Below are 17,217 nucleotides of genomic sequence, written 5' to 3'. Positions count from 1 at the left end.
GACGCGAAGGGCACGCCGCCCTCAAATCGGCCCAGACCAGTATTGCGGCGCGCCCGTACGGTCGCCGGCCTCCCGGACGGCTTCCGCCTCTACGACCTTCGTCACACCGGCCACGCCGGCCAGTACCTTGCGGCCGGCCTCGACGACCTGGTCCGCGCCGAGCGAGCGAAGCACCACAACGGCAAGGATCACGTCACGGGGTTGGTGAAGTCGCGCGGGGTGCCGGAGGCCGGGCTGATGGTCGCGCCCTGGGCGAGGGTGAACTGCGGGGCGAGCGTGGTGAGGTCGGTGCCCTCGGTCAGCGGAAGGGTGATTTTGCTGCCGACGTCGTCGACGATGGCGTCGATCTTCAGCCGGGGGGTGGTTGGCCGCGCCGATGCCGGACCCGACGGAACCGGGGGTGAGGGTGACCGACGTGTTACGGGCCTTCTCCACGCCGTCCTCGTAGAGGACGCCCGTGGTGCCGGTCTGGGTGTAGGTGACGTGCTTCCAGACCGAGCGCTGCAGCGCGGCGGCGGTCCGGGTGTTCTGCTCGGTGGACGAGTTCCCGGAGGCGATCGCGGTCCTGAACGAGTTGCCGGTGGTGAACAGGTACAGGTACCCGTTGAACGTCAGCCCCTGCCCGTTGCCCGACCAGCCCGCGGTGCCGTTGACGGTGCCGTTCCTGCCGTGGTCCGAGGAGTCCACCGCCACGGTGCCCGAGGTGGCGTCGAGTTCGTACCAGAGAGCCAGGTCGTCGGTGATCTCCGTCGCATGGGCGGGGGCCGCCGGGCCGGCAAGGCCCATGAGCAGTGCGGCGACGGCCGCGGCGGCCCCCGGTCGGGTCAGCTCGTCAGACGGAAGGTGGCGTCGCTGCGCCCCGTCGCGGTGGTGATCGTTTCGAGCTTCAACTGGAACGCGTAGTGGCGGATGTACCGGTCGGGGTGGTTGTACGACTGGAACGACGACCAGGCCGAGTCGGCGAGTCCGGCGACCTGCCGGAAGGTGGCGTCCTCGGCGAACTGGGTGGTGCCGTCGTTGTGCACGAGTTGGAAGTCGGATCCGTCGCTGCGCAGGTAGTAGCCGGGGAAGTTGACCGACTCGAAGGAGATGGTGCCGGAGCCGACGAGGCCGGGTCGCGGCCGGAACTTGGCGTCGTCGTCGGTCACGTTCTGGTCGATGCGCACGTCGAAGTTGCTGTGCCGCACGTAGCGGTCCTGGAAGTTGAAGGACTGCAGCCGCTTGGCCGGGACGTTGGCCCAGCGCGTCTGGATCCGGGCGTCCTCGGCGGCCGTCAGGTTCAGGATCGAGCCGTGGCGCTTCTTGGTGCCGCCCATGGAGTAGGTGCCCGACGTCGGGAGTTGGTAGGTGCCGACGGCGGACGGGTTGGTCGTCGCGACCGGCATGTATCCCTTTCCGGCCGCGTACTGGTCGAGGTAGAGGGTCCACTCGTTGCGGTCGCGGAACTGCATCCACATCGGCCCCTCGACCTGGGAGCCGGTCAGGCCGATGCCGGAGAGGTTGCCGATGTTCGTCCAGGTGCCGAGGATCGAGTTGCTGCCCTCGAGCGTGATCTGGCCGTCGCCGGAGGCGCGTACGTAGCGGTAGGTGCCGACGCCGGCGGGGACCTCGACGATCTGGGTGTCGATGATGCCCTGGGTGCCGGGGCGGTCGATGTAGATCTGCGGGGTCGTGATGGTGTGGAAGTCGGAGGTGCGGGCGTAGTAGATGCGGTGCTTCAGCACGCCGTTGAGGGTGGCGTTGGTCGCCCAGTACAGGACGTAGCTGTTGGTCGCCGAGTCCCAGATCGCCTCCGGGGCCCAGGCGTTGCGCCCGTCGGGGATGGCGCCCGCGACGTTGAGCAGCCACGGCTGCGACCAGGTGACCAGGTCGCTCGACTCCCACACCACGAAGTTGCGGCTGCCGTTGGAGGTCGAGTCCCCCCACGACTGGCCGCAGCCGATGCAGAGGTCGGTCGCGATGATCCAGTACTTGCTGCCGTCGGGTGATCGGACGAGGGCGGGGTCACGCACCCCGCGCGTACCCACCGTGGACCGCAGGGTCATCCCGCCGCCGTTGAGATCGGTCCAGTTCAGACCGTCCGCGCTGTACGAGAAGTACATCTGCTGGCCCGTCGATCCCTCCCCGATGAAGTGCGTCATCAGGTACCCCGGGTCGGCGGCGGCGGCCCGCTGGGGTGTGGTCACGACTTGGGCGGTGAAGAGCAGGCAGGCGGCGACGAATATCGCTGCCAGCCGGGAGAGAACCGCGGGCATATGCGTTCCTGTTCTTAGTGCGGTGCCGTGATCAGGTGCAGGGTGGGGGTGGAGGGTGAGGCCCGGCGTCCGTGCCGTTTGGGAGGTGCCGGATCCGTGGGGTGGAACGTTGCGTTTTGCGTGGTCAGCGGCCGAGGTGTCGCGGGTTTCGCGTGGGCGCGGCGGTGACCGGAACCCCGCGGTGGCGGGCCGGGTGACGAGACAGCGGAGAGGGCCGACAGAGCTGTCACAGGAGTGAGTCGGTGCCGGGCGCGCGGCACGGGCTGTCCCTTCTGACAGCCGCGGTTCGAAAAATCGAACAATGTTCGCAAGGTCGTGCAGAAGATAAGTGTCGGCCGAGAGTACGTCAATGGAACTGGCCGGTACGGCCCCCGAGCCCGCGCACCTGACCGCCCGCCGCGGTGGAACCCTCCGCGCCCCATCCCCTCGAACTGCGCGGACCTCCCGACACCACTCGGGCCGCTCGCGAAAGTTCCGGTTGCACGGCCGTTGACATGGCCCCTGCGCCGGGGCCAGGATCCCGTCTGCAAACACATGACTGAAACGATTCAATCCCTCTCCGGAAGCAACAACTCCGCCGCTTCTCACCCCGGGCTGCTGACGCGTTTGCCGTCCTCTCCGCTCTCCGCACGTCTCCTAGGAGCTCCGCGATGCACGATGTGACGCGCCGCAACATTCTGCGCTCGGCCATAGCCGTGGCCCTGGCCCCCACCCTGGGTTCCCTGGCGCTGCCCGGGCTCGCGCCTGAGGCCTCCGCGGCGGTCTCGTGGACCGCGAAGTGGATCTGGGCGCCCTCCAGTTCGGCGAACCAGTGGGTGGCCTTCCGTAGATCGTTCACCCTGGGCTCCGCGCCCTCGAAGGCCGTGACCCGGATCGCGGCCGACTCGAAGTACTGGCTGTGGGTCAACGGCACCCTCGTGGTCTTCGAAGGCGGCCTCAAGCGCGGTCCGAACCGGACGGACACCTACTACGACGAGATCGACCTCGCCCCCTACCTGACGAGCGGTACCAACACGGTGGCGCTGCTGGTGCAGTACTTCGGCAAGCAGGGCTTCTCACACAGCAGCAGCGGCAAGGGCGGTCTGCTGTTCCAGTCCGACATCGAGACCGGTTCCACCACCACCCGGCTGGTCAGTGACACCGGATGGAAGCACAAGGTCCACCCGGGTTACTCGAACAACACCACCGGCACGCAGGTCAACTTCCGGCTGCCGGAATCGAACGTCTACTACGACGCCCGCAATGCCGCCGCCATGGCCGACTGGCAGTCCTCCGGCTTCGACGACAGCGCCTGGAGCGCCCCCACCGACTTCGGCGCCGCCGGCGCCGCGCCCTGGAACGGCCTCGTCGAGCGGCCGATCCCGCAGTTCCGCTACTCCGGCCTGAAGTCCTACACCAACGCCTCCTCACTCCCGGCCACCGGCCAGGGTTCCACAGCGATCTCGGCCACCCTGCCGTCCAACATCCAGGTCACCCCGTACCTGAAGGTGGACGCCCCGGCCGGCGCGGTGATCGGTATCCAGACCGACCACTACGACGACGGCAAGGGCCTGGTGGGCATCGACCAGAAGACCATTTTCAACGTCCGCGCCACCTACGTCTGCGCCGGCGGGGTCCAGGAGTTCGAGGCCCTGAGCTGGATGAGCGGTACGGCGGTGCGGTACACCATCCCGGCGGGCGTGACGATCCTGGATCTCAAGTACCGGGAGAGCGGCTACGACACCGACTTCGACGGGTCGTTCACCAGCAGCGACGCCCTCTTCGACACCGTGTGGACCAAGGCCGCCCGCACCATGTACGTCAACATGCGGGACAACTACATGGACTGCCCGACCCGCGAACGCGCCCAGTGGTGGGGTGATGTGGTCAACCAGCTGAAGGAGGGTTTCTACACCTTCGACACCAAGTCCCACGCCCTCGGCAAGAAGGCCATCGCGCAGCTGGCGGCCTGGGGGAAGGACAGCGGGGCGCTCTACTCCCCGATGCCCTCGACCATCTGGACCGCCGAGCTGCCCAACCAGATGCTCGCCTCGGTGTGGTCGTTCTGGACGTTCCACCTCTACACCGGTGACACGAGCACCGTCACCGGCGCCTACCCGGCGGTGAAGAAGTACCTGGACCTGTGGGGCCTGGGCAGCGACGGTCTGGTGGCCCACCGCAGCGGGGACTGGGACTGGCAGGACTGGGGCAGCAACATCGACACCCGCGTCCTGAACAACTGCTGGTACTACCTGGCCCTGGACACCGCCGCCAAGCTCGCGGCCCTCAGCGGCAACGACGGCGACGTCGCCGGCTGGCAGGCCCAGCGCGCCAGCATCAAGGCCAACTTCGACTCCCTGCTGTGGAACGCCACGAAGAACGAGTACCGCTCGCCCGGCTACAACGGTGACACCGACGACCGGGGCAACGCCCTCGCCGTCGTCGCGGGCCTGGCCGCGCCCAGCCACTACCCGTCGATCACCAACGTGCTGCGCACCCACCTCAACGCCAGCCCCTACATGGAGTTCTACGTCCTGGAGGCGCTGTATCTGATGGGCGCGGCCACGGTCGCCGAGGAGCGGATGCGCAACCGCTTCGCCGCACAGGTCACCGACCCCGACTGCCACACCCTGTGGGAGGTGTGGGTCAAGTCGGAGGGCACCGACAACCACGCCTGGAACGGCGGCCCGCTGTACGCCCTGTCCGCCTACGCCGCGGGTGTGCGCCCCACCACGGCGGGCTGGGAGACGTACGAGGTGATCCCGCAGACCGGCACCCTCACGAAGATCAATACGGTGACGCCGACCGTCCATGGTGACATCCGCTTCGGCATCACCCGCGACGGAACCCAGGCGACCCTCACGCTCACCTCGCCGAGCGGGACGACCGCCCGAGTGGGCGTGCCCACCTACGGCGGCTCCCAGACCGTCATCAAGGCGAACGGCACCACCGTCTTCACCGGCGGCTCCTCCACCGGCAGCGTCAGCGGTCTGAGCTCTGACGGCAAGGACTCCTCGTACGTCTACTTCAAGGTCCAGCCGGGCACCTGGACGTTCACGGCCACCGGCACCGGCCGCCTCGACAACCTCGCCCTGGACCGGCCGGTCACCAGCAACAACAGCCTGGAGAACAGCAGCTGGGGCAAGAACCGGCTCACCGACGGCAAGCTCACCAGCGTGAGCGGCGCCCGGGGATACACCAGCAACGAGTTCACCTCCGCCGACGTCGGCGCGAACCCCGTCTGGGTGGAGATCGACCTCGGCGCCGACACCGACCTCGACGCCGTTCGCCTCTTCCCCCGCACCGACATCCAGGCGGCCGGGGGTGGGACCGCGGGCTTCCCCGTCGACTTCACGATCCAGACCCGCCCCGACGGATCCGGCACCTACACCACCGCCCGCACCGTCACCGGCCAGGCCAACCCGCAGGGGCTTGTCCAGACGTACGGCTTCAGGACCACCACCGCCCGCTATGTCCGCCTGCAGGCCACCAAGCTCGGCACCCCGGCGTCCGACGAGTCCGCCAAGTTCCGTCTGCAGCTCGCCGAACTCACCGTTCCGACCGCCGCGACGACCGTGAAGGCCAACTGCACGCTGGAGAACAGCGACTGGGGCAAGACCCGGATCCTGGAGGGCACGACCACCAGCGTGACCGGCGCCAAGGGCTTCACCACCATCGACTTCGCCTCTGCCGACGTCAGCGCCACACCCGTGTGGATCGAGGTCGACCTCGGCGCCGACCGGTCCATCGGCTCCGTCACCCTGCACCCGCGCACCGACACCGGCGGAGCCGGCGGCGGCACGGCAAACTTCCCCGTGGACTTCACGGTGCAGACCCGCGCCGACGGATCCAGCACGTACACCACCGCCCGTACCGTCACCGGCCAGGCCGACCCGGGCGGTGCCGCCCAGACCTACACCCTCACCTCGGCCACCGGCCGCTACCTGCGCCTGAGGGCGACCAAGCTCGGCAAGCCGGCCACTGACGAGAGCAACAAGTACCGCCTGCAGTTGGCCGAGATAGGCATCAAGTAGCACGCCAGGGCCACACACCCGCCCCGCACGCACTCGTGTGCAGGGCGGGCAGCCCTGGCGAACAGCAGCGAACAGCACCCTCCGGTGCGTCCTCACCGAGCTGACCCACGGGCGCGGGCTTCGCCATGGTCGCGACCAGCAGACAACGGTACGCGCCGGCGGCCGTGGTTCTCTCCTGGAGGGTCGAACGCCGCGATGAGAGTGGACAGTTCGGCCGACAGGTCGTCGGAACGGGTCCACCAGGCGCCGCTCACCGGGCCGGGCGGGAAGGTCGGCGGGCGCAGGGTGAGCCGGGCGGGCCGAAGGAGAGGGGTGAATTCGGTCGGACGAGGCGCGTTGACCGGTGGGCGCGTTCATGTCGCGGCCCTTGCCCCCGGGCCGCGTTGCGACGGACCGGCGTCGCGGTGCGCCGAGAACGACATCGACGGGGAGCCGGCGTACGGGCAACTTCCACCGCCGTAGTGCGCCGGCCATGACGTACACCTGCTGAACCGGGGCGAGGGTGCGGGGCTGTCGAGGGTCCGCGTGGGTGCCTGGTTCTGAAGCTGAGCTCGACAATCGGTGGGCGGAAGTCCTGGGCGTGGGCGTTTCGGCGGCAGGGCGCTCGGGGACACGGTGAGCGGAGGTCGCGTCGCGTGCCGGTTCGGCAGTGAGCCAGCGTTCAATTCGTCCGCCCGCTCTGCCGTCCGGCTGAGACAGCGGACGGCAGAGCTGTGCCTTCGATCGGACCGCCGCGGCGGCGAGTGCCTTGTCCAGAGCGTTGCGGATCACATCCCAGACCGCGGCTCTCCCGCCCGGGTCGTTGATGCCGGAGCGGAATGGCGAGGACGACAGTTCGACCACTACCCCAGGACACCGTTCTCGTGCACCCTGCGATGAGGAACCGGGCCGCCCGATGGGCGCTGTCGGGGTCCGTCGCGACGATGCCGAACTCGGCGAGCCCACCCACAGGTGGGTCTCCTGCTGCCGGTACGGGAGCCGGTGGACGTACCGAGGACCACCGCTCATCGGCGCCCGGGCCGCTGCGTTCCCGGTGTCCCGCCGCCGGAGAAGGGCCGCTCACGGTCCACGAGGCCGCGCTCGGCGCGATGCCCGGGCCAGGACCGCCGTGACGCCACCGCCGCCAGGAGGCCAGGGGGCTGACTCGCGCCGGTTTCACTCACCACGCGGAGTAACGTGGTGAAGGCACCTTCTGATCCCGTACTCGCCGGACACGCCGAACCTCGAAGACGGGCAGGTTCCTCATGGTCGACTCCGACACACCCCGTGGTTCACGGCATCTGCCCAATGCTGATCTTTCCGACCTCCGGCCGGGGAGCGCACTGCTCCGGCTGAAGACGACGCAGTCGCGCGCGGGCATCCTCGACGGGGCGTGGTGGCCGCGGTCCCGGGACATCGGTGCCGAGCTGCCCGCCCTCGTGACGGCCCTCACCGAACACCTCGGTCCCGTCACCCGAGTAGGGCTGGATGCCGTGGCCTGGGAAGGGCTCCCGACGCGGATCGTCGTCGACGACCGTGTGGTGCACATCGACTCCTTCGCCGTCGGTGACGACACTGTTCTGATCACTCGGGGGGCAGAGGACGTCTTCTCGTTGCTGGTGATTCCGCCGAACGCGACACCCGAGGCCGCGCACGCCGCCATGGCCCAGGCTGTCCGGCCCGACAACGTCACCGGGGCGGAACAGATCCTCATCGACACCGGGACCGGGAGCGCGGCGCCCTGAGGGACACCCTCATCGTCACCATCGAGCCGACCACGGGATCGCGGGCCGGAAGAGCCGGACGAGTGCCTCTCCCCTGCCGAGCCGGCAGATCCGGCGGCCGGGTTGCCGCGGTTCGCCGTGCGCCTCACCGTCATGCAGGCGAACGGCAGATTCATCCCGGAGCTGATCGCCGGGCATTGTCCGGACTGGTGGCGGCGAGATACAGGCGGGTGGGGCTGCCCGGCGCGGCGGAGTGCCACCGGTCCGCCGCGGGTGTCCGGGAGCGGTTGCAGGTGTCGGTGAGGGCGCCTTGTGCGGAGGCGCCGACGCCTGGCCTGTCGACGCCCGTCGCACGGGCCCCGCGGGAAGCATCCGTCGCCGGGCGTCCTGCGCGGTGGCGAGGGGAGACCGGCGAGCCCGCCGACGTCAGGCGGGGGAGCTCAGCGCACCGGTCATGAGCGGCTCGGCATCCTCCTCGGTGGTGTCGGGCGGCACGACCAGGAGGTCCCAGCGGCCCTGGCCGGGAGCGAGCAGGACCACGGTGTTCGGCGAATGTCGTGCGACGGCCTTGCGCAGTCGTACGACCTTGTTGCACACGAGCATCCGGCCCGGTGCCGCGGACCAGGCCGCTCCGTTCACAGTGATGCCCGCGATGTGACCCCAGGCGCGGGGCAGTCCGGCGAGCAACTGCGGAAGCTCCGCCAGGAGGTCGTCGGAACGGGGCCACCACACGCCGTCGAGGCGGCGCGGCAGGGTGCCGGCGGGTGCGAGGCGCAGACGGAGGTGAGGGCTGGTGGGCGAGGGCCGTGGCGCTGTGGTGGTCATGAGGGTTCCTTCAGGTGCTTGGGAGCGGTTGGTTCGGGTCGGGCGCGGCGGTCGAGTCCCGGATGGATGTCGCCTCCGTCCCCTGTGTACGTGCCGCTCCAGTGAGCCGGGCGACTCTGCCTCAACGCCTCGTGGCGGCCGGTCTCTTGTGCGTGGTCCGGGGGCGGCAACCGTGTGGGAGCCGGTGCACGAGGAACGCAGCCATGCCGAGGGCGGTGTCCGGCGCGTTCGCGTCCTGCCGGTCAGTCAACCGAATACAGCGGACCGCTGTGCCAAGGGGCGACGGCGCCGGTCGTGAAGAACCGCAGGACGGTCCCGCGCGGGTCGGGCTCCGGCTGAGAGCCGGTGGCGGGGAGACCCCGCGCGGCGCCGGGCTGCCCGCTCGGGCGAAGGCGGGAGGGGCGAGAAGGCCGCGAGGGAGGGGAGGAAAGGGGCGCCGAGGAGCGCTGTGGGCGAGCCGTGAAGGGTTCAGGGGCCGAGGCCATCATGCCGACCTGTCTCGGGAGAGCCCGCGGTGCAGCGGGTCTTCCGGCGAGTGTGTCTCGCCGAGGACGAGACCGGCGCGGGAGCCGGTGTGCGACATGCCCTCAGTACGTCCACCGTACTCCGTGGCTCCCTGCGATCCCGGCCGGCGGCAGCGGACGGCGCCGCCGCACCCGGCCCACCGCTCTGGGCACCGTCCGGCCACGGTCCACCGCGGGGCATCGCAGCCGGGAGTACGGTGGAGGACACCGAGAGTTCCTCGCGCACCGGCTCCGACACGGTTGCCGCCCTCGGCGAGCGACGACACCGGGCCCGGGTTCGTCCGTGCCCGGGGCAGGGCCAGCCCTATGACCGTGAACGTGCCGGTTCCGTCGACGAGCACCGAACTCCTCGGGGGGCACGTCGGCCCGGACCGGCGAGGTACCCGCAAGCAGCGTCGGCCGGGGCCGGAGCGAGGCTCGTCCCCACGCGCGGGTGAACGTGTCCGTGAGCTGACCCGAGGTCAGATCGAGGACCGCGTAGGAGAGTTGGGTGACCTGTACGCAACGACCTCGGGCGGTGGCCCCTGGGCGTGGAACCAGGCCCGCAGCGCCTTTCTGCGCCGGCTGGCGGCAGACGTGCGCCGACCGGGATTCGAGTTGGTGATCGCGGAGTCCACCGAGCTGACCGGATGCGCGTACGGCTTCCCCGTACGCGGCGACGGGCCCTGGTGGGAGGGCCTGGACGGATATCTGCCCGGGAGCCTGCTGCGCGCCGCCGCCTGCGGACACCTCTTCGTGATCTCCGTGATACTCGTTCCGCCCCAGGTGCGCAGAGAGAACCAGGACCGTCCCTGGAACCTTGCCCGGCGCCTCCAGAAGCGGCTGCTCACCGACCATGGCGCCGCGCTCGGCGTCATGCTGGTGAGCCGCTCCGACAGCAGGACCGCCGAGGCGTTGCGGTCCTGGGGGTGGCGGTACGTCGAAGGCGACGCACCCCGGACGTCAGCGTTCCCACCGGGGCCTTTCCGTGTGCTGATCCTCGGAGCCTGAACACCCGTCGTTCGTCACTGCGTCGGCAGACGCAGGGCGAGCAGAGCCACGTGGTCGGTGCTGCGGGGCGGCATACGGGCGAGCAGCCGGTCGCACAGCGTGTCCAGTGGCGCGTGGGCGAGCGTCAGGGCATGGCGGCGTAGCCGGTCCAGGCCGGTGCCGAAGTCGCTGCCGGGGATCTCGATCAGGCCGTCGGTGTAGAGCAGCAGGGTGGAGCCCGGGGGCAGGGGCTGTGTGGCGTTCGGCCGGCCCTCGCCGGTGCCCATGGGGGCGCCGAGGACCAGCCCTGTCCAGCTTCGAGGTACTGCGCCTGCCCTCCGGGTCAGGAGGAGCGGCGGCGGATGTCCCGCGCTCGTCCACCGCAGTGTCCGGCCCTGCGCAGGCGCAGTGGGATGGCATGTTTGCCCAGGTGCCCCGTCGCGGGGGGCTGCGCGACGAACGCCGATCATCCCTTGCCACCGCCTGGCGGCCGGTTCGGACTGGTGCCTTCGGGGCGAAGGTTCCGGGCGGGGCACAAGGGACCGTTTCTCCGCTGGCCGTACGAACCGTTGGGCCTGTCCGGGGAGTAGGCTGAAATCACCGAGGATATTTCGCGCACCGGCTTCCAGGCTCGTGTCGTTTTCGGCGATCGAATACGCCGGGCCGGTTGCGGTCGGCCCGGGGCAGGGTCCGCGTCATGACTGCGACCGTTTCCCTCCCGCCGACAGCCGAAGCCGATGACCGTTCGTTCTCCTCGTCCGCTCTGCGTCTGTCGCTGGCTCCCACAGGCCCCGCACCGGCGCTTCTGGACGGCGCATGGTGGCCCCGCTCCCGCGATCTCGGGGCCGAACTCCCCTCCCTGGCCGCCGTACTGGATTCGTCGTGGGGGCGGATCACCCGGGTCACGGTGAATCCCACCCACTGGCCGGTCGTTCCGCGCAAGGTGCCCGTCGCCGGGCACGTCGTGAAGGTGGGCTGGTTCCTGGCCGAGCAGGACCCGCACGAGCTGCTGTTGCTCTCGTACCGTACGGGCCGCTGGAACCTCCTGGTGGTCCCGCCACAGACGACTCCCGTCTCGGCCGCCTGGCTGATGGCCGCCGCGAGCGACCCACTGGGCACCTCGACCGCGAGCCGGTTGATGGAGGAGGCGGCGCGCCGGCGGACGGTGTACGAGGCCGACCGGTCCCTGGAAGCGGTCTGGGACTCCGAAGGAGGACATGCGGCCCGCGATCCGGCCGCACGTCCACGGATCCCGGCCGTGACCGCCGTGACCGCCGTGACGCCGCATCAGCCGACGGGGAGGTGAGGACCGTGGAGACGTTCGTGACCGTGATCGTGGTCCTGGCGATGATCGCCTTCGGGGTGCTGCTCATCCATCTGCTCAACGCGCAGCACAGTGACCGCATGGCCGCCTTCCATTACGGCCGTTCCGGGATGCCTGTCCCGGGCCCGGCCCTGTCGGCTCCGCGGAAGGCCCGCGGCCGGGCGAGAGGGAGCGGCACCGCAGGCCGCCGTGACCGTCACGACGACGGGTCCCACCGGGCCGGCCGGCCGAACCAACGGCGCCGCCCGAACTGACAGCACCGCCCGCAGCCCAAGCCCCCGGCCGCAGCACGATGCCCCCCGCTGGACGCGGACCTTCCCTCCGGCCCGTGGCGCATCCCGGACGATCGATCCGTCACCCGTCACCGTGCTCGCCAACCCAGGCTGCCGGACCGGCCGTTCACCCGTCACAGCGCACGCCCCACCCCGTATCGACGGCACGCCACGAGGGCCGAACCCGAATGGAACCAGGCCGAGCCACGTGGCACCGTCCGACGGCTACTTCGTACGTCGAACCGAGGAGCCATGCCCCTTTCACAACTGAACGCCCACCAGCACGACCAGGCCACCCGCGCGCTGGTCACCCTCGCCGGAGAGATCGACCTGGCCACCGCCCCGCTCGTGCGCACCGCACTCGCCGCATGTCTGCGCGACGGCATCCGCACCACCGACGTCGATCTCACGGCGGTCACCTTCTGCGACGCCGGCGGACTCAACGCCTTCCTCACGGCATCAGGGCCGGCCACCGATGCCGGAACGACCCTGCGACCGCACTACCCGCCGCCGACCCTGGCCCGCATGATCGGGATCACCGGCTCCGGCTTCCTGCTCCACGAGCTCCACGCCGTTCGACCTCTGTCAGCTCGGGCAAAGCACAAGCCACGACGTCCTGGTCCGCGCTGAACGGGTACCCGGGCACAGTTCACATGTCTCGCCCCTGTTCATGCGTTCGTAAAATCTCGTCTTACATTTCGAACATGGATCGCGCTCCGCGAGATTCGAAGATGTCCGGAGCGTTAAGGCGGAGGCGCACGGTAGCGGCAAGTCAAAAGTCTTCGAAAAAAGTCCGCAAAAGTGGCATATTTGCTGCCGTTGCGTTCGGTGTCCGTTGCGCCCATTCAATGACTGAAGGGTGTACTATCGGCGTGCCCATGGTAATCCGACGGGGTCAATGATGCTGAAGGGGAGCGCATTATGGCAATCACCGAACAGCAGAGAAAAGAGCTCGCCGCCTTCCTTCGCAACCGACGCGAACGGGTTGCGCCGGAAGCTGTCGGCATCAAGAATTCGTACGGGCGCCGCCGTACGCCGGGCCTGCGCAGAGAGGAGCTCGCGCAGCTCGCCGGGGTGAGCGTGACGTGGTACACGTGGCTCGAACAGGCCCGCAGGATCAGGGTGTCGAGCCAGGTCCTCAACGGTCTCGCGCGGGCCTTGCAGCTCGATGCGACGGAGACCGGGCATCTGTTCCGGCTGGCCGGTGAGTTACCGCCGGCGGGACGGGCGCCCTGCTCTCGGGAGCACATTCCGGAGCAGTATTTAACCTTCCTTGAATTCCAGGATCCGCTGCCTGCATTCATTGTGAATCACCGGTTCGATGTGCTGGCGTGGAATCAGGGATTCTGTGCACTGTTTCCCTATTTCGAATCCTTGGGACACAGTCGCCGCAACACCCTCATGATGATGTTCGATGAGCGGGCCCGGGAAATGTACCCGAACTGGGAGCAGGACGCCCTAGAGGCGGCAGCGCTTTTCCGTGCCCAGGCCGCCGATCAACTCGCCCATCCCGCATATGCGAAGATGATCGAAGACCTGCGCGTCGAGCACCCGGAATTCCAGGAACTGTGGGAGCGGCTCGACCTCGCTCCGTCCGTGCCGTCCGTACGCTGCTTCGACCACCCGACTCTGGGGCGGATCGAACTCGGTTATGTAAAGCTGCGGCTCGCGGGCGTGGACGCCACCCTCGTCGTCTACCAGCCCGTACTGGACAGCCGATTGATCGCCCGCTTCCGCGATCTGGTCGAGGAGCGGATCAGGGTGCGGCTCCGCTCGGTCGGAGGCTCAATCGGACGCTCGTACCGACAGAGCGTGCCGGAAGACATCCCGCGGATCCCAGACGGCCTTGGCCCGCTGGAGCCGGGGGTAATTCCCTTTGAAGTACAGCGTGTGCCAGGGAACGCCTGAGCTATTCCAGCGCGGATCGGCCAGATCCACGTCCGGATAGTTGATGTACGAGCCGTCGGTACGTGCGTCGGAGATGGGCACTCCGCCCGTCTCCACGTACAAATCCCGGTAGAGCTCACGGAGTCTGCGAATGTGCCGCTCGTCGTCGGCAGGATCGGTCCAGTACGTGCCGAGATAGCTCTTGAGGACCGAATCCCGTTGGGCGACGGCGGTCGCCGCGGGGTCCACCGTGTTGACCTTCCGGCCGTAGGAGAACAGCACCACCGTGGTATGACCGTCGTAGTCCGGGTCGGAGAGGCGCCGGAAGAGCAGTTCGGTCTGCGCGGCGGAATACGGCCGGCGCAGATAGGCGCCCTTGCTCTTGGAGCGTGTCAGCTCTCCCCTGTTCTCCACGTCCCGCTGGGTGGCCCTCAGCCAGGGCATGGCCGTGTAGGTGATCCGGCACGGGGTCCGTACCCCGCTGCCCACGGCGGCGATGTACTCCTCGAGCCGGTTCCGGGCGTCGGGAGTCGAGCCGTCCAGCTGCGCGCTGAGAGTGATCCGGCCGACCGCGTGCTGGTTGAGGTACAACGCGCTGTACAGACTCTCGTACGTCGGGTCCGTGCCGTCCTCCGTGCTGTGCCAGTCGCCGTGGTTGCGGACGAGCCTGGCGAAGTCCCGCTCGCTCAGCGACTCCCAGGGCCACTCCGCGGAAGCGAAGAGAACCGTCTTCGGGGGGCGGGGCAGCACATCCTGCGGGGCGTCCGAGGCTGCTTCCGGGGAGCGGAACCAATAGCGCGTCACCACTCCGAAGTTGCCGCCGCCCGCGCCGGTGTGCGCCCACCAGAGTTCGTGGTGCGGGTCGGAGGAGGCCCGGGAGGCGACCACGGTGCGCGCCTCACCCGTGCCGTCGGCGACGACGACCTCCACCGCCTCCAGGTGGTCGACGATCAGCCCGTGCCGTCGGCACAGCGCGCCGAAACCTCCGCCCTGGACGTAGCCGCCGAGCCCGACCGAGGGGCAGGTGCCGCCGGGCACGGCCACGCCCCAGTTGAGGTACAGGGAGCGGTAGACGGAGCCGAGCAGCGCGCCCGCGCCGATGCCGAAAGCCGCCCGGTCCTGGTCGTACGTGACGTCGTTGAGCTCGGACAGGTCCACGAGGGTGCGCACCGCCGGGTCGTCCACCAGGCCCTCCAGGCCGTGGCCGCCGCCGCGCACCGCGAGCCGCGACCCAACGCGCACGGCGGCGGTGACAGCCCGGCGTACCTCTTCGGCGGTACGCGGCACATGGACCCGGTCCGGCCGGCCGGTGAAGCGCGTGTTGCGTGACCGCGTGGTGAGGGAGGGGTAGCGGGGGTCGGCCGGGGTGATCGCCGGCACCCCCTGTGCCGGGCGGCCGGGCACGGCAAGGACGGGATCGGATATGTCAGTCATCGGTGGCGGCCGTCGCCTTTCGTGAGGTCGCTGCGCGGCGCACCGCCGCGTGGCCGAGGAGCAGGAGCAGGGCGCAGGTGCCCGCGGCGCAGCCGAGCAGGGCGGTGGCCGGCCAGCCGCCGTGCGCCCAGAGGGGGCCCGTCAGCGCGGAGCCCGCCGCACCGCCGAGGAAGTAGCAGGTCATGTAGACGGTCGTGACGCGGCTGCGCATCTCGTCGCCGACCTGGGCGAAGACCGTCGTCTGGTTGGAGATGTGTGCGGCCTGGACCGCGAAGTCGATCAGGAGAATCGCCGTGCCGAGCATGAGCAGTGAGGACGACAGGACCGACACCACGGCGAACGACACGGCGATGAGGGCGAACGCGGCGGCAGTGAAGACCCGTTGACGTCCCCGGTCGGCGAACCTGCCCGCCAGGTTGGCGCCGAGGGCGCCGCCCGCACCGAGCAGCCCCATCGCGCCGATCGCGGCGGAGCCGTAGTGGTAGGGCCCCTGGATCAGGCGGAGCGGCACGGCGGTCCACAGCACGGTGAAGGCGGCGAACCCCAGAGCGCCGTACAGGCAGCGCTCCACGATCACCGGCCGTGCCCGGACCAGGGAGAACAGCGAGCCGATGAGCTGGGCGTACCCGCGCGCGGTCAGGAGCGTCACGGGGGGCTGCGGGGGCAGGATGCGCCGCAGGACCACGACCACCCCGAGCATCAGGGCCGCCGCGCCCCAGAACACGGCCCGCCAGTCGACGAGGTCGGCCACCACTCCGGCGAAGGTCCGGCACAGCAGCGCGCCGAGGATGACGCCGGTCATCACGGTGCCCACCACCTGCCCGCGTCGTTCGGGCGGTGCCATGCCCGCGGCCTGCGGCACGATCACCATGGCGGCGACGCTCACCAGGCCGAGCAGGAAGAACAGGCCGACGAGGAGCGCGCCGTCGGCCCAGGGAATCACCGCGAGCACCGCGGCCGCCGTGGTCACCAGGACGGTGAGGAGCCGTCTGCGGTCGACGGCGTCGCCCAGCGGCACCAGCGCGAACAGGCCGAGGGCGTAACCGAACTGGGTGGCCGAGACGGACGAGGTGAGCGAGCCGGGCGTGCGGTGCAGCGAGGCCGCGAGCTCGGGCAGGATCGGCTGAAGGTAGTACAGGTTGGCCACGCACAGACCGCAGGCGGCCGCGAGCAGCAGCACGGTGATCCGGCCGACCCGCGGCCGCGGCGGCGCAGCGGGCCCCGCCAGGCCCGTCGCGCCGCCGTGCGCCGCATCGCTCACAGCGTGCCGCCGCCATCGACGTGCAGCACCGCGCCGGTCACGAAGGTGTTCTCCAGCAGGTGGAGCACCGTCGCCGCGACGTCGTCGGGCTGTCCGACGCGGCCCACCGGGGTGCTCTGCGCGGTCTGCTCGAAGAGCCCCGCACGGGCGTCTTCGGGCAGGAAGGACCAGAGCGGGGTGTCGATCAGACCACCCACGACGACGTTGACGCGCACCGGGGCGAGCTCGACGGCGAGGGAGCGGCCCATGCCGCCGATGCCCGCGTTGGCGGCGGCGGTCGCGCTCATGTCGGCGTACGACTTGAAGCCGGCCGCACCGGCGATCAGCACGATCGAGCCCTGGCCCGAGATCTTCTTGCCGGCGTGCCGAACACTCAGCAGCTGGCCGACGATCTTGGTGTCGAGGGCGGCGCGCACCGAGTCGAGGGACACGTCGTAGACGGATCCGACGGCCATGTCGCCGGGGCAGACGACGAGGTGGTCGAGGGAGTCGATGCCCGCGAAGAAGGCGGCGACGCTTCCCTCGTCGGTCACGTCCACGACACCGGTGGTGATGCCGTCGATCTCCTTGGCGGTCTGCTCCAGCTTGTCCGGTGAACGGGAGCCGACGACGACCTGTGCACCCGCGGCGGCGGCCTGCCGGGCCACCGCCTTGCCGATGCCGGACGAGCCGCCGATCACCACGACACGGGCGCCGGAGAGGGAAGAGGGGGAAGCGGACAAAGTTGTCTCCTGGTGACGAGCGAACGGG

General features: G+C 69.8%; 14 protein-coding genes and 1 pseudogene. 7 read left to right on the top strand and 8 right to left on the bottom strand.

Going from position 1 to position 17,217, the window contains the following annotated elements; translation table 11 throughout:
- Positions 1-21: 21 nt before the first annotated feature.
- Both ACFZBP_RS07690 and ACFZBP_RS07685 read right to left on the bottom strand, forming a co-directional pair.
- Positions 22-786, bottom strand: a complete 765-nt coding sequence (locus ACFZBP_RS07690) for a hypothetical protein (protein WP_391410906.1) — start codon at positions 784-786, stop codon at positions 22-24.
- Positions 787-824: 38 nt separating this feature from the next.
- Entirely contained in the window at positions 825-2,255 is a 1,431-nt protein-coding gene (locus ACFZBP_RS07685) for an AbfB domain-containing protein (protein WP_391410904.1), read from the bottom strand.
- A gap of 650 nt (positions 2,256-2,905) precedes the next feature.
- Here ACFZBP_RS07685 and ACFZBP_RS07680 point away from each other — a divergent pair.
- A complete protein-coding gene (locus ACFZBP_RS07680; RefSeq protein WP_391410902.1) occupies positions 2,906-6,268 on the top strand; it encodes a discoidin domain-containing protein in 3,363 nt (1,120 codons plus the stop codon).
- Positions 6,269-6,360: 92 nt separating this feature from the next.
- Here the strand turns inward: ACFZBP_RS07680 and ACFZBP_RS07675 are convergent, their stop codons facing one another.
- Complete coding sequence (locus ACFZBP_RS07675) at positions 6,361-6,552, bottom strand: DUF5994 family protein (RefSeq protein ID WP_391411601.1); 192 nt, start codon at positions 6,550-6,552, stop codon at positions 6,361-6,363.
- 960 nt (positions 6,553-7,512) lie between these two features.
- On the opposite strand from ACFZBP_RS07675, the gene ACFZBP_RS07670 reads away from it, so the two are divergent.
- On the top strand, positions 7,513-7,992 hold the full coding sequence (locus ACFZBP_RS07670; RefSeq protein ID WP_391410899.1) for a DUF5994 family protein: 480 nt from the start codon (positions 7,513-7,515) through the stop codon (positions 7,990-7,992).
- Positions 7,993-8,397: 405 nt separating this feature from the next.
- On the opposite strand, the gene ACFZBP_RS07665 is transcribed toward ACFZBP_RS07670, so the two are convergent.
- The gene (locus tag ACFZBP_RS07665; protein WP_391410897.1) at positions 8,398-8,796 is read right to left on the bottom strand and encodes a DUF5994 family protein; all 399 of its coding nucleotides are present in this window, start codon (positions 8,794-8,796) and stop codon (positions 8,398-8,400) included.
- Positions 8,797-9,626: 830 nt separating this feature from the next.
- On the opposite strand from ACFZBP_RS07665, the gene ACFZBP_RS07660 reads away from it, so the two are divergent.
- Positions 9,627-10,310: a hypothetical protein gene (locus ACFZBP_RS07660; protein ID WP_391410895.1), complete on the top strand. Its 684-nt coding sequence runs from the start codon at positions 9,627-9,629 to the stop codon at positions 10,308-10,310.
- 14 nt (positions 10,311-10,324) lie between these two features.
- Here ACFZBP_RS07660 and ACFZBP_RS07655 read toward each other — a convergent pair whose 3' ends face one another.
- Entirely contained in the window at positions 10,325-10,759 is a 435-nt protein-coding gene (locus ACFZBP_RS07655) for a SpoIIE family protein phosphatase (RefSeq protein WP_391410893.1), read from the bottom strand.
- A gap of 227 nt (positions 10,760-10,986) precedes the next feature.
- Between ACFZBP_RS07655 and ACFZBP_RS07650 the strand changes: the two genes are divergently transcribed.
- The 4 genes and pseudogenes from ACFZBP_RS07650 to ACFZBP_RS07635 form a co-directional block, all read left to right on the top strand.
- Complete coding sequence (locus ACFZBP_RS07650) at positions 10,987-11,595, top strand: DUF5994 family protein (protein ID WP_391410891.1); 609 nt, start codon at positions 10,987-10,989, stop codon at positions 11,593-11,595.
- A 5-nt stretch (positions 11,596-11,600) separates the two neighbouring features.
- Complete coding sequence (locus tag ACFZBP_RS07645) at positions 11,601-11,867, top strand: hypothetical protein (protein WP_391410889.1); 267 nt, start codon at positions 11,601-11,603, stop codon at positions 11,865-11,867.
- Positions 11,868-12,137: 270 nt separating this feature from the next.
- Positions 12,138-12,515, top strand: coding sequence for an STAS domain-containing protein (locus ACFZBP_RS07640; protein WP_391410887.1), 378 nt, complete (start codon positions 12,138-12,140; stop codon positions 12,513-12,515).
- Positions 12,516-12,806: 291 nt separating this feature from the next.
- Positions 12,807-13,580 (top strand): annotated as a pseudogene (locus ACFZBP_RS07635) (helix-turn-helix transcriptional regulator); the annotation flags it as partial.
- A gap of 90 nt (positions 13,581-13,670) precedes the next feature.
- Here ACFZBP_RS07635 and ACFZBP_RS07630 read toward each other — a convergent pair.
- The 3 genes from ACFZBP_RS07630 to ACFZBP_RS07620 are packed head-to-tail and all read right to left on the bottom strand — an operon-like array spanning position 13,671 to position 17,189.
- Positions 13,671-15,206: an FAD-binding protein gene (locus tag ACFZBP_RS07630; protein ID WP_391410885.1), complete on the bottom strand. Its 1,536-nt coding sequence runs from the start codon at positions 15,204-15,206 to the stop codon at positions 13,671-13,673.
- Entirely contained in the window at positions 15,199-16,467 is a 1,269-nt protein-coding gene (locus tag ACFZBP_RS07625) for an MFS transporter (RefSeq protein WP_391410883.1), read from the bottom strand. Before ACFZBP_RS07625 ends, ACFZBP_RS07630 begins: the two co-directional genes overlap by 8 nt.
- Positions 16,464-17,189 (bottom strand): SDR family oxidoreductase, encoded by a 726-nt coding sequence (locus ACFZBP_RS07620; protein WP_383456145.1) that lies wholly within the window; start codon positions 17,187-17,189, stop codon positions 16,464-16,466. Before ACFZBP_RS07620 ends, ACFZBP_RS07625 begins: the two co-directional genes overlap by 4 nt.
- Positions 17,190-17,217: the final 28 nt, after the last annotated feature.

It is taken from the genome of Streptomyces sp. NPDC008086 (genome assembly GCF_042957325.1).
Lineage (GTDB): Bacteria > Actinomycetota > Actinomycetes > Streptomycetales > Streptomycetaceae > Streptomyces.
The sequence above is the reverse complement of the archived record's forward strand: the minus strand, read 5'-3'. Positions and strand labels throughout refer to the sequence as shown.